The sequence below is a fragment of the Streptococcus sp. KHUD_011 genome (assembly GCF_046352925.1).
Lineage (GTDB): Bacteria > Bacillota > Bacilli > Lactobacillales > Streptococcaceae > Streptococcus.
In genome coordinates this window covers 697,367-710,388 of sequence record NZ_CP157578.1, presented here as the reverse complement: position 1 = coordinate 710,388, position 13,022 = coordinate 697,367, and the positions used below count along the sequence as shown (strand labels likewise).

The 13,022-nt window shown below is 40.4% G+C and carries 10 protein-coding genes; all 10 read right to left on the bottom strand.

Annotation, left to right across the window (positions count from 1 at the left end; genetic code table 11):
- Positions 1 to 24 precede the first annotated feature (24 nt).
- A complete protein-coding gene (locus ABKJ27_RS03230; RefSeq protein WP_000372163.1) occupies positions 25 to 282 on the bottom strand; it encodes a DUF896 family protein in 258 nt (85 codons plus the stop codon).
- A 41-nt stretch (positions 283 to 323) separates the two neighbouring features.
- The gene (gene glyS, locus ABKJ27_RS03225) at positions 324 to 2,360 is read right to left on the bottom strand and encodes a glycine--tRNA ligase subunit beta (protein ID WP_410012031.1); all 2,037 of its coding nucleotides are present in this window, start codon (positions 2,358 to 2,360) and stop codon (positions 324 to 326) included.
- 211 nt (positions 2,361 to 2,571) lie between these two features.
- On the bottom strand, positions 2,572 to 3,489 hold the full coding sequence (gene glyQ / locus ABKJ27_RS03220) for a glycine--tRNA ligase subunit alpha (protein ID WP_000038736.1): 918 nt from the start codon (positions 3,487 to 3,489) through the stop codon (positions 2,572 to 2,574).
- 209 nt (positions 3,490 to 3,698) lie between these two features.
- Positions 3,699 to 4,070 carry a GFA family protein gene (locus ABKJ27_RS03215; protein ID WP_285387225.1) on the bottom strand — a complete coding sequence of 124 codons (372 nt, stop codon included), beginning with the start codon at positions 4,068 to 4,070 and terminating at the stop codon, positions 3,699 to 3,701.
- Positions 4,071 to 4,339: 269 nt separating this feature from the next.
- The gene (locus tag ABKJ27_RS03210) at positions 4,340 to 5,182 is read right to left on the bottom strand and encodes an aldo/keto reductase (RefSeq protein ID WP_410012030.1); all 843 of its coding nucleotides are present in this window, start codon (positions 5,180 to 5,182) and stop codon (positions 4,340 to 4,342) included.
- 77 nt (positions 5,183 to 5,259) lie between these two features.
- A complete protein-coding gene (pgdA, locus tag ABKJ27_RS03205) occupies positions 5,260 to 6,651 on the bottom strand; it encodes a peptidoglycan-N-acetylglucosamine deacetylase PgdA (RefSeq protein WP_203212807.1) in 1,392 nt (463 codons plus the stop codon).
- Between the two features lie 90 nt (positions 6,652 to 6,741).
- Entirely contained in the window at positions 6,742 to 7,932 is a 1,191-nt protein-coding gene (metK, locus tag ABKJ27_RS03200; RefSeq protein ID WP_203180479.1) for a methionine adenosyltransferase, read from the bottom strand.
- A 379-nt stretch (positions 7,933 to 8,311) separates the two neighbouring features.
- Entirely contained in the window at positions 8,312 to 9,655 is a 1,344-nt protein-coding gene (locus ABKJ27_RS03195) for a DEAD/DEAH box helicase (RefSeq protein ID WP_410012029.1), read from the bottom strand.
- Between the two features lie 140 nt (positions 9,656 to 9,795).
- The gene (locus tag ABKJ27_RS03190) at positions 9,796 to 10,611 is read right to left on the bottom strand and encodes an endonuclease/exonuclease/phosphatase family protein (protein ID WP_410012028.1); all 816 of its coding nucleotides are present in this window, start codon (positions 10,609 to 10,611) and stop codon (positions 9,796 to 9,798) included.
- Positions 10,612 to 10,662: 51 nt separating this feature from the next.
- Positions 10,663 to 12,843: a PTS transporter subunit IIBC gene (locus ABKJ27_RS03185; RefSeq protein ID WP_410012027.1), complete on the bottom strand. Its 2,181-nt coding sequence runs from the start codon at positions 12,841 to 12,843 to the stop codon at positions 10,663 to 10,665.
- Positions 12,844 to 13,022 lie beyond the last annotated feature (179 nt).

Sequence of the window (13,022 nt, the reverse complement as noted above, 5' to 3'; positions counted from 1 at the left end):
GAATTTGATTTTCGAAGAGTATTATTATGAATTTGGGTCATCAAGACTACGACCATGTAATCCTTTTTCACGTTGAACTTGGCGTAGTTTTTCTGGTGTAACATCGTTTCCTTCTTCGTCCACAATTTTGATTCCTTCAATGTGGTGACGAACAGAGCGACGATAACCTTCGATGTACTCCTCACGTAGTTTAGCTTGTTCCACTTTTTCTTCTGGTGTCAAGCCTTCTGCTTTTTTCTTTTTAGCAAGCTCGTTGATACGATCAATTTTTTTCTGATCCATTTCTTCTCCTTTGTGATAAGATAAAGTCCGTTTATCAAATTTTATTTAGTGTTAATTTGGTTAAAACGAGCAAGTTTAGCTGCTTTTTGAGTTAAATGAGACAAGATAGCCAAGCGATTTTGTCGGACAGCCTGATCTTCTGCCATTACCATGGTATTCTCAAAGAAAGCATCAATAACTGGGCTAAGCGCAAAGAGTTGTTTCAATTGTTGACTTGCAGAACCTGATAAAACAAGCGTATCTACTGCTTCAGCCAAGGCTTTTTCTTGGTCATTTTCAAAGAGTGCTGAATCAACTGTAGCAACTCCTTCTGCCTTCTCAGCCAAGTTAAAGGCACGAGAAAGTGATTCAACAGATGGTTTGAAGTCATCTTCCTTGCTTGCTTCCACGAGAGCACTTGCTGCTTCCAACATATCCGCCACAACAAAGTTTGATCCTGCAAGAACGGCTTCCTTGATATCTTTTGGAGTAGAACCCATCATCTTATCAACACGAGCCTTGATAAAGTCCATAACTTCAGCTTTATTTTCATAAGTCAAGCTGTCAAAATTCAATGCATAAAGGCTATCAATCAACTCATCCATAGCGATGTGCCAACCAAAGGCATCTAAGATACGAACCACACCTTGGGTCGCACGACGAAGGGCATAAGGGTCATTAGAACCTGATGGAATCAAGCCTACTGAGAAGAAACTCAAAATCGTATCCAATTTATCTGCAATAGCAAGCACTGCACCTACCTTGCTCTCTGGAAGCTCTCCTTCAGCTGATATAGGCATATAGTGTTCACGAATAGCAGCCGCGACTGCTGGAGCTTCCCCAGCAAGAAGGGCATATTTCTCACCCATAATTCCTTGGAGCTCGTCAAATTCACCAACCATACCTGTCAACAAGTCAAACTTGTAAATGGCAGCTGCGCGAGCTAGGTCAACTGTTTCATCCACTGACAAACCTGCTTTTTCAGCCAAAAGTACAGCAATCTGACCCGTACGAATCATGTGCTCACGAAGGGAACCAATCTTCTCATGGAAGGTGACATTGTTTAATTTTTCAACAAGATCTGAAATCACCAATTTTTGGTCTTCACGCCAGAAGAATTCTCCGTCTTCCAAACGGGCTACCAAGACTTTTTCATTTCCTTTGATAACATTTTCCAAATACTCTGCGTTTCCGTTACGAACAGAAATGAAGTTTGGCAAGAGTTTTCCATCTTGATCACGAACAACAAAGTAACGTTGGTGTTCCTTCATCGAAGTCACCAAGACTTCTTCTGGAACTTCAAGGTATTTGGCATCAAAACTTCCCATGAAGGCAGTTGGGTATTCCACCAAGTTCAAAACTTCGTTCAGCAAATCCGCATCAATTTCGATACGTACACCATATTCAGCTTCGATTGTCTTAATTTGGTCAATAATCATTTGCTCACGTTCACGTGGATCTGCAATTACATACTGTGCACGAAGGTCTTCTTCATAGCTCAATGCTGACTGAATCTTAGTTTCTTGTCCCAAGAAACGATGACCACGGCTCACACGACCTCCCTTGATATCAAGGAAATCCAAATCAAATTCTTGCTCATCCAAAAGAACGGTTAAAGTGTGTACAGGGCGGATATACTCAAAAGTGTTGTTAGCCCAGTGCATGCTGACAGGGAAGGTCAATGACTTCAAGACGTCTACTACACCTGGAACAATGTTCTCAACTGGTTGGCCCACTTCTTCCTTGGTAACATAGACATACTCTTCACCCTTGATTTCACGGAATTCAATATCTTCAACTGTCAAGCCTTTCCCACGGACAAATCCTTGAGCTGCTTTGGTGAAGTTTCCATCACTATCCAAGGCAATTTTCTTTGCTGGTCCCTTGAAATCTTCTGTCAAATCAGACTGTTTGTCTGCAAGACCAGTTACACGAATAGCCAAACGACGTGGTGTTGAGAAGGTCTGAATAGCTTCAAAAGACAAGCGGTTTTCCTTGAGAAAGGCTGCCATTTTTTCGCCCAGTTGTTTTTCACTTGGTGTGACAACATAGGCTGGTAATTCTTCAAGACCGAGTTCTACTAATAAGTTTTTTGTCATGTTTTTTCTCCGAAAAGTATCTTTTTATTTTCCAGCTTGCCTTATGTGATTGGCACGCAAGCAACCAACTTCGTTGTTTCATTGCTAAAATTGGAGCCAAAAGTCTCCAATTTTGCCTAGTATCCTTAGCTTCACTAAGGATACCTTCATCACTGCGGCCACTGGTTCAGGGCTCACTCTGTTCGCCCATTTTCGTAATTTGTCACTCTCTTTATTCTGCGTCTTCTGCTAAGAGTTTAGCTCGTGTTTCCTCATCCAAAAGTGGGTAGCCTAGGCGTTTGCGTTCTGCGACAAAGGTTTTGGCTACGACACGGGCTAGGTTACGGATACGAGCGATATAGCCTGCGCGCTCTGTTACAGATACAGCACCACGCGCATCAAGTAGGTTAAATGTGTGTGAACATTTGAGAACATAGTCATAGGCAGGGTGAACCAAGCCCTCTTCCAAGGCACGACCAGCTTCTTTTTCAAACTTATCAAAGTTTTCAAGCAACATTTCTTGGTCCGAAATTTCAAATGAATATTTTGAGTGCTCGTACTCAGGCTGGATAAAAATTTCTCCGTATTTTACACCATCGGCCCATTCGATATCATAGACAGAATCAACCTCTTGGATATAAGAAGCCAAGCGTTCCAAACCATAAGTAACTTCAGCAGTCACAGGGCCAGTTGCCAATCCACCCACTTGTTGGAAATAAGTAAACTGAGTAATTTCCATCCCGTCAAGCCAAACTTCCCAACCAAGACCAGCTGAACCAGTTGATGGATTTTCCCAGTTATCCTCAACGAAACGAATATCGTGCTCTAAAGGATTGATTCCCAATTTTTCCAAAGATTCAAGGTAAAGTTCTTGGATATTTGATGGAGAAGGCTTCATAACCACTTGGAATTGGTGGTGTTGGTACAGACGGTTAGGGTTTTCCCCGTAGCGACCGTCAGCAGGACGACGTGATGGCTCTACATACGCTGCATTCCATGGTTCAGGTCCGATAGCACGAAGGAAAGTGTAAGGACTCATGGTTCCCGCACCTTTTTCGTTGTCATAGGCCTGCATAAGCATACAACCTTGGTCATTCCAAAATTGTTGCAAAGTCAAAATAATTTCTTGAAATGTTAATTTTTTAGACATTGTTTACTCCTTTTTATATAAATTACTTGCGACACGAGTCTGCCTCGTCGATCATACGAGGCAAGACGAGTTAGTACTGCGTCTAGCTCAGGCACTCTAGTACTGAGCGTGGGGCAGTCCGACTATAAGGAGGTTTCTGCCACTGACGCAGTGGAAAGTCAATTTTTTAGACATTGTTTACTCCTTTAATTTATATTATCTTTTTAGCTTTATTCATCAAGCAACCAAGAAAAAGCTGGGTCCTGAAAAATATGACGTTTGGGAACAGTTTGTAAATTCTGATCGCATTCATCTATTGTTCCTAATTTCAAAGCACAAACTTCTGGTATATTTTCTTGAGTAGTGAAAATTTGACTGTAACAGTTCTGGCAGTAATAACGTTGTTTCCCTGGAGATGAACTATAGGTAACCAACTTCTCTTTTTCATACAATACCAGATTTTTGCTGCTAACTTTGGCATTAACTGTGTAGGCTGACGCAGTTACTTTCCGACAGAATGAGCAATGGCAAAAAACTATTTCCGACAATTCTTCATCTAAAGTGTAGGTGACTGCTTTACATAAACAAGATCCTTTAAGCATGATGCTCCTTTCCACTTAGGTATTAGACGAAATTCAAAAAGAACCGAATTTCAACACCCAAGCCTTGCGACTAGGGGCGTCAGAAACGCGGTTCCACCCTAATTTATTACTTCATTGTTTTTGAAAATACTACAGAAAGCGCCAGCACTTTATTTTGCTCTACTTGGCTCCCACTATCCCAAGCTCGCTTGAAGAACGCCATAAGACTTTCTTTCCTGCAGACTATTATATCAAAAATCAGAAGAATGTACAATTCTTTTTATGATTTTCTAGAAATCCATATCATCAACTCGTGGAGCACCCGACTGGACAGTTATCGTTTTTAAGGTTTCTCGCTCCTCATGACTCAGTTCAATTGCAAAGCAATCAAGATTAGCCTGAATACGAGATGCTGTAACAGATTTCGGAAGTGGTAAAAATCCTTCTGCTAAGCTCCATGCCAAGGCTATCTGAGCAACAGACTTTCCGTGATTTTCAGCTATTTCTTGCACTTGCTTGTTATCAAACAGTTCTCCCTGACCAAAAGGCCCCCAAGCTTCCAATAAAATTCCTTTTTCTCGACAGTAATCTACGACTTCTTCTTGATACACACCTGGCGCCAAGCGGATTTGATTAACTGCAGGAACAATTTTTGCTGTTTCAAGCAAGGCATCTAAATGATGGGGAAGGAAATTACTAACTCCGATAGCACGGATTTTACCTTCTTGATAGAGGTCTTCCATCGCTCTCCAAACTTCCGCATTTCGAATTTTCCATTGGTCATTCTCTCTGAGAGGTTTTGGGTTCGGCCAATGAATCAAATACAGATCCAAATAATCCAAGCCAAGTTTCTCTAAAGACTCTTCAAAAGCCTGACGAGCTTGCTCATAGCTATGATTTGTATTCCAGAGTTTGCTGGTTACAAAAATTTCCTCACGCAGAACTCCACTATCTTGAATGGCACGACCAACGCTTTCTTCATTTTTATAAATAGCTGCCGTATCGATATGGCGATAGCCTGCCTTTAAAGCCTCTAGTACAGCTTGATATGCAATCTCTCCATTTTCAGCTTTCCAGGTTCCAAATCCCAGTACTGGAATCGTAACACCATTATTTAAAGTATAAGATTTCATTTTTTTCCTTTCTAAATTAGAAGAAAATCCAAAGAGCCAAATTTTCAAGGAAAACTTATCTCTTTAGATTTTGTGTATTATTGATTGCGGTCGTAATAGAGCTGGTGAGCTTTAAGACGAGTATCTAACAAATCTGGAATGGTCACAAAGTCATAACCTTGACCTTTCAAATAGTCAATAACCTTCGGTAGAGCATTGACCGTCTCAGCATGGATATCATGCATGAGAATAATAGAACCATTCTTGACTTCTCGTTGAATTTCTGTCAAAATCGCTGCTTCATTTTTGTTCTTCCAGTCCAGACTATCCACATCCCACATAATAAAGCTCAAATCAAGGCCATTGCGAATGTCGTCTGTAATGGCTCCATAAGGTGGACGCATGAGTTTAGAACTAGAGCCCAGCACCTTAGTTAGCGCATCCTCAGTATCAGTAATTTGTTTTTTAGCTTCGTCAAGCGAAAGTTTTGAAAGCACTGGATGGCTCCAACTATGGTTCCCAATGACATGACCATCTGCTTTCATGCGTTTCAAAATCTCTTCATTTCCAGAAACATTCTTACCTAAAACAAAGAAAGTTGCCTTGATACCATACTTAGAAAGGGTATCTAAGGCTTGATTTGTCGTTGCAGGATTCGGGCCATCATCAAAAGTCAAGGCTACTACTTTACGATTTTTCTTTTCATAATAAGCCTTGTAAAGTTCAGCATCCTTATCTAATAGATAAGAGGACTGAATGACCTCAAAGAAACTAGATACTGGCAAGGCAATCTCGTCTAGATTTTCCACTGATTGACTTGGATAAAGGATAATTTGGCTATCCTTATAATCAAAGTTCCATGCAGACAAGTCTTGATCAGAGAAGCTTTTAACAAGCTGATCAATCTTTTCTTGCTCCACTTTCTTATCCTGTAAGAAAGAGGTCATTTCTTTAATCAGCTGTTCTTTGGCTTTACTAACATCTGAAAATAATTGATTAAGTGTGAAAGTTTTACCATCTTCTGTCAAATGTACTTTTGCCAGACTAATTTTTTCAGTCTCTTCAACTTTTGACGAAGTTAAATCATAGACTTGTTTCATCACACTTCGGTTGACAATCCCTTTTAAAGTCGAATCCTGTTTCTCCGCATAATAAAAAACCAGATTTTCCTTGTCTTCCAGATTTTCCTTAATATCCTGTGTCATGATTTCTTTTACAGATGAAATCACTTGCTCCCCTTGTAGAGGATAATAGGCAATCACTTCGGCTTGACCCTTACGAAAATGATTTTTCTGATTTCCCTCACTCAATTGATCATCTTTCTCTTTTTTGAGCGATTCAATCCTTTGTTCAAAACTTTGCTTTGTATATATTTTGTATCCAATCATTGAACCAAGGACACAAATACTTACTGAAAAGATAGCAACTAGGGCTATTAAACCGATTCTCTTTTTATCATGCTCAACACGATTTGCTCTACTTTTATCCATAAGACCATCATATCAAATTAAGGCTATAATTTCAATGATTTTAAAGGAAATAGTATATTAAAAAAGAGAGGAAGTCCCCCTCTTAAGATTTTATTTGACTGCTTCTTTCAAAGCATCTACCTTATCCAAACGTTCCCATGGAAGATCAATATCTGTACGTCCCATGTGACCATAAGCCGCTGTTTGACGGTAAATTGGACGCTTAAGATCCAGCATTTGGATAATTCCTGCTGGGCGAAGATCAAAGATTTGACGAGCCGCTTTTTCAAGTTTGCTTTCAGCTACTGTTCCTGTACCAAAGGTATCGATACGAACAGAAACAGGTTGCGCAACACCGATGGCATAGGCCAATTGCACTTCTGCCTTCTTAGCAAGACCCGCTGCAACGATATTCTTGGCAATATAACGAGCCGCATATGACGCAGAACGGTCCACCTTAGTCGCATCCTTACCAGAGAAGGCACCGCCACCATGACGAGAGTAGCCTCCATAAGTATCTACGATAATCTTACGACCAGTCAAACCTGAGTCCCCTTGAGGCCCACCGATTACAAAACGTCCAGTTGGATTGATGAAGAATTTTGTTTGCCCATCCAAGTAAGAAGCTGGAATAACCTCTTTGATAACCTTGTTAATGACATCATTGTGAATTTGTTCGTTGCTGACTTCTGGATCGTGCTGAGTTGAAATCACGACTGTGTCCACACGTACTGGACGGTCATTTTCATCATATTCAACTGTAACTTGTGATTTAGCATCTGGGCGAAGATAGCTAATTTCACCAGACTTACGAAGTTCTGCCAGACGACGAACCAATTTATGGCTGAGTGAAATTGGCAATGGCATGAGCTCTTCTGTTTCATCCACTGCAAATCCAAACATGAGCCCTTGATCTCCAGCACCAATCAAGTCCAGTGGATCCTGGTCTGCATTTCCACGAACCTCCAAGGCTTCGTTAACGCCTTGAGCAATGTCAGGAGATTGTTCCACCAAAGATGGGTGTACTCCCACTGTCTCAGCAGAAAAACCGTATTCTGTATTGGTATATCCAATCTCTGCAATGGTATCACGAACCACACGGTTAATATCCACATAGGCATTTGTAGAAATTTCACCAAAAACGTGGACAGATCCAGTATATACAGCTGTCTCAGCAGCAACGTGCGCCTCCGGATCCTTAGCTAAAATAGCATCCAAAATCGCATCTGAAATTTGGTCTGCAATCTTATCTGGATGCCCCTCAGATACAGATTCAGACGTGAATAATTTACGTTCTGACATAAAAATGTCCCCCCTTAAAAATAGTGTTATAGAGTTACAAAGTACTGATAGGTATTTTCATTTTCTAAGAGTTACGACGCGAAAGAAATAAAAACGATACTTTTTTATTTCTGAAGCTAGTAAGGCGCATAGGGTGACCGCGTTATAGCGGCAACCGTTGAATGACGAGCGACTACTTTAGAGCCGTCATTCTTTGCGAGTTACAAAGTACTGATAGGAAAACTATTAGTGATAAATGCCTACCATCTTATCGGGACTATATAACTTTATCATTATACCATTTTTAAGCGTAATTTGCAGTCTTTAATGTAGTGTTTCAATGTAGATATTTCGTTCTCATAAATAAAAAAATTGGAGCTCAGCACTCCAACAATTGTTATTAAAATGTTTGACGTTTTGCTTTACGCTCTGCACGACCACGTGCGCGATTTTCAGCGCGCTTGGTCTTGCGGCGTTTTTCATCAACCGCCCATTGAATTTTCTTCTTATAACCTGGTTTGACTTTTTTCTTTTTCTTTTTAACCAAACCAATCATTTCGATATCAAGTTTATCTTGTTTTTTCTCACGGTTGGCACGACGATCACGGTCATAAGTATCTTGAAATTCCCCGTCTTTGACCATTTTAGGAGTAAACTTGATTCCCAATTTCTCCAACTCACGGATATCCGAGTCATCACTGGGTTGGTAAAGGGTAATAGCTGTACCTGGTAGGCCATTTCTTCCAGTACGACCAACACGGTGAACAAAGAAAGATAAATCTTGCGGAATGGCATCATTGATGACATGGCTGACACCTTCAATGTCAATCCCACGCGCTGCCAAGTCTGTTGCGACAATGTACTCAAAATCCAGATTTTTCACCTGGTTCATGATACGCTTGCGTTCACGAGGGGCAATATCTCCATGAATCTTCGCTACCTTCAAGCCTTGAGCAGTCAGATATGAATGCAATTCATCAGCACGCATTTTAGTGTTAACAAAAATCATTGCCAAATACGGTTGCATCAACTGAGTTAACTGGTAAATTTGAGCATTCTTGTCACGTCCCTTTGTAGAAATCAACCAATTATCAATGGTATCAGAAATGACCGTTTTGGTCTTGATTTTCTCCATAACAGGATTTGACAAGTATTTTTTCAAGAATGGTTGCAGTTTTTGTGGGATAGTCGCTGAGAAGACCATGAATTGCAAGTCTTTTGGAAGGCTTCCAGCAATCTTATCAACAGTTTCCAAGAATCCCATATCCAAGGTCATATCTGCCTCATCGACCACAAAGGTCTTAGCCTTGTGAATAGCTAGGTCACCAGACTTAACTAAGTCATAAATACGGCCAGGCGTTCCGATAACAATATGAGGCTGGTTACTTGCCAATTTGTCAATCTGGCGAGCCTTATCCGTACCACCCACATAATTAACCACACGAACTTCGACATCTGAGTGGGCTGCAATCTGACGGGCTGCTTGGTAAATTTGAGTAGCTAATTCACGGCTCGGTGCAGTAATGACTGCTTGAACACTATCACTAGCTTCATCTAATTGCTGGAAAATCGGCAACAAGAAAGTATGAGTCTTACCTGAACCTGTTTTTGATTCACCGACTAGGTCACGACCTGCCAAAACAATCGGAATCAACTTATCTTGCACCTCTGTTGGAGTTGTAAATTTCAACTCCTCCAAGGCTTCACTAATATAGTTTTTAAATTGAAATTTCGTAAATGACATAATATCCTCGATTCTATCTATCTGTTCAATTATACCACATTTTATTCCATTTCAGTAGCTTCACTTATTTAAGCTTTTTCCAGTAGCTTCTCTAGTCAGAAAAAGGCTGGAATGTTATAATTCCAACCTCTTTTCAGTCATTATTTCCAGTTTAAAATAGCATTCAAGCCATAGTGATCACTAACTTGTGGACTCTTGTTACCATCAAATACGACATGTAATTTTTCCACCTCTAACTCTTTGGTAGTAAAAACATAGTCGATTCGAAGAGGTTCTGTGTTCCCCTTCCAGCCATCAATTTCTGGTGGAACAGTATAGCTACCACTTTTCTCTTCAGCAACTTCAAATGCGTCTTGTAAGCCTAATGAACTAGCTAAAATAGCTTGGTAACCTTCCTGACCAGCTGGGTTGTTGAAATCTCCAGCAAGCAAAAGTGGCTTGTTCAATTCTTTCAAGACAGCCTCAAATCGTGCCCATTCTTCTTGGAAACCTTTATCCCACCAAGAAAGGTGGACACTGGCAACTGCAAGTTCATTACCATCGACTACAGTTTCAGCCAAGGCAACACGGCGAGTATGATAGTCTGTTGGATCATCCACATCTGAAACCAAAATTTCTCTGGCTTCAATAGGTGTTTTAGACAAGATAGCCACACCTTCGTGGTAGCGATCATAACCGATATGGTTATAGGCCCAAGTCCAGTAGTAATTTTTTCCTTGCTCAGACAACTTTTCAACCAAGAGTCTAACATAGTGATCTTGGTGAATAGGCTCAGCTGCTGGCAAAGCTTGATAAAGATCATTGACCTTCACCTCTGGCGAAGTGATCTCCTGATTGATTTCTTGGAAACAAATCAAATCATAGTCTTTTTCAAGAATATCTTCAAGCAAAATCTGGAATTTTTCCTCTGCTTCTTTCTCCATCCAACTGTGAGTATTGAGTGTTAAAAATTTCATTCTTTTCTCCCAAAATAAGAGGTTGGAATACAGCTTCCAACCTCAAGTATATTACAATTCTACTTTAGCAACTGCTGTTTTAGCTGCAAGAGAACCTGTTTGTTCTAATTTAACTGATTTAATAACATCACCATTTGTGAAGACAACTACTGTTGAAGTTTCACGTCCTGCTGCACGGATAGCATCCAAGTCAGCTGTGACAAGTAAGTCACCTGCTGCAACTTTTTGTCCTTCAGCAACATGAACTGTAAATGGTTTACCTTCAAGACTTACTGTGTCCAAACCAATGTGAACCAATACTTCAAGACCTGCTTCAGTCACAAGACCCAGAGCATGTTTTGTAGGGAAGATGCTTGATACAGTACCTGAAACTGGAGATACAATGTTTCCATTTGCAGGTTCTACAGCAAATCCGTCACCCATCATTTTTTGCGCAAATACTGGATCTTTTACTTGTTCCAAAGCAACAACTTGACCATCAGCTACTGAGTATACTTCCTCAGTAAGACCTTTATAGTGAACTGTGTTTTGTTGTGCTTCTGTCATTTGACTTGGAAGAGTTTCAGGAATGATTTCACCTGAATCAAGGATATCTTGGATATCAGATTTCAATACGTCTGCTTTTGGACCGTAGATAGCTTGAACTCCTTGTCCTTTCATGACAAGACCCATAGCTCCTTCTGCTTTCCATTGTTCTGCATCACCGACTTTGTCAGCATCTTTTACAGTTACACGAAGACGAGTCATACATGCATCAACATCAACGATGTTTGCACGTCCACCAAGAAGGTTGATAATGTTTACAGCTTGAGAACCTGCTGCAACTTTCACTTCGCTGCTAGCTTCTTCTGAACCTTCAGCAGTTTCGTAGTTTCCGTTACGTCCTGGAGTGGCGTAGTTGAATTTTTGAATCATGAAGTTTGCGATAAAGTACATGATTACGGCAAAGAGAACAGTTACCCAGATAAAGTTAACAATATCCATACCGATACCAGCGCTAATCGCAATAGGTGTACGAGTCAAGAACTCGATTGAACCGAATGAGTGCATACGTAGGTTCACGACGTCAGCCATAGCGAAGGCCGCACCTTGAACAAGTGAGTAAACAAGATACATAGGTGTTGCGATGAACATGAACATGTATTCGATTGGTTCAGTAACCCCTGTCAAGAATGTTGCAAGAGCTGTCGCAATCATCATACCTTTGTATTTGTGTTTCTTATCAGCATCAACATTACGATAGATAGCCACAATCACACCCATCAAGATACCGAATGAACCGATCATTTGTCCAACTTTGAAACGTGCTGGGTGAACAGTATCTAACAAGTGTTGGTATTGAGTAGCATCAGTACCTTTAAGGTTTACAAGGTCTGTTACCCATGCAAGCCAAAGTGGATCTTGACCAAAAACTTGAGTACCTTTAGCTGCACCTGTCAAAATCTCATAAGTACCACCAAGAGCTGTATAGTTCATTGGGATTGTCAACATGTGGTGAAGACCAAATGGCAAGAGCAAACGTTCCAATGTACCATACAAGAATGGTGCAAGGATTGGAGCAGTTTCTTGTGAGTTAGCAATCCAGATACCAAAGCTATTGATACCTGTTTGAACTACTGGCCAGAATGCAGCAAGTACGATTGCAGCAATTACTGAACGAAGAATAACTACAAACGGTACAAAACGTTTTCCGTTAAAGAATGAAAGTGCATCAGGAAGTTTACGGAAATTGTAGTATTTGTTGTAAGCAGTTGCCCCTACAAAACCTGAGATAATCCCTACGAATACACCCATGTTCAAGGCTGGAGCTTCAAGAACACTGATAAAGTAATCAGCAACTTTGATTGAACCACCGAATAGAGTAGTTACCATAGCATCTGGATTTTTTAACATATCTCCTGATACACCAAAGATTGTACCAGTGATACGGTTAATCAAGATGAAGGCAAGACCAGCGGCGAAAGCACCACCAGCACGTTCTTTAGCCCAGCTACCTCCAATGGCTAGGGCAAACAAAATGTGAAGGTTACCGATAACCCCCCAACCAATTTGCTCAAGAATTCCACCAGTGATTACAAGTGGTGCAAAGGTTGGGTTAATCATCACGATAGACTTACCGATTGAAATCATCAAACCAGCAGCCGGCATAACCGCGATAACCACCATCAAAGCCTTACCGAATTTTTGCCAAAACTCGAAAGACAAGACATTTTTGAATGTATCTTTCATCATTCAAATCTCCTTTATTTTTATTTAGGCAAACGTTTTACGAAAACGTTTGCACCTTTTATGATTTAATTATACCACTTTAATTTTTTTTGTAAAGGCTTTTACAAAAAAAAGGAGACTTTTTTCTAAAATTTTTGTAGTAAAAAAGGAGATATTAAAATCTCCTCAAATATAATTCTATT

Coding starts and splice junctions, on each gene's coding strand:
- ABKJ27_RS03185 (WP_410012027.1), bottom strand. CDS start 12,843: ATGATGAAAGATACATTCAAAAATGTCTTGTCTTTCGAGTTTTGGCAA.
- ABKJ27_RS03215 (WP_285387225.1), bottom strand. CDS start 4,070: ATGCTTAAAGGATCTTGTTTATGTAAAGCAGTCACCTACACTTTAGAT.
- ABKJ27_RS03210 (WP_410012030.1), bottom strand. CDS start 5,182: ATGAAATCTTATACTTTAAATAATGGTGTTACGATTCCAGTACTGGGA.
- glyQ (WP_000038736.1), bottom strand. CDS start 3,489: ATGTCTAAAAAATTAACATTTCAAGAAATTATTTTGACTTTGCAACAA.
- ABKJ27_RS03190 (WP_410012028.1), bottom strand. CDS start 10,611: ATGAAATTTTTAACACTCAATACTCACAGTTGGATGGAGAAAGAAGCA.
- metK (WP_203180479.1), bottom strand. CDS start 7,932: ATGTCAGAACGTAAATTATTCACGTCTGAATCTGTATCTGAGGGGCAT.
- ABKJ27_RS03230 (WP_000372163.1), bottom strand. CDS start 282: ATGGATCAGAAAAAAATTGATCGTATCAACGAGCTTGCTAAAAAGAAA.
- pgdA (WP_203212807.1), bottom strand. CDS start 6,651: ATGGATAAAAGTAGAGCAAATCGTGTTGAGCATGATAAAAAGAGAATC.
- ABKJ27_RS03195 (WP_410012029.1), bottom strand. CDS start 9,655: ATGTCATTTACGAAATTTCAATTTAAAAACTATATTAGTGAAGCCTTG.
- glyS (WP_410012031.1), bottom strand. CDS start 2,360: ATGACAAAAAACTTATTAGTAGAACTCGGTCTTGAAGAATTACCAGCC.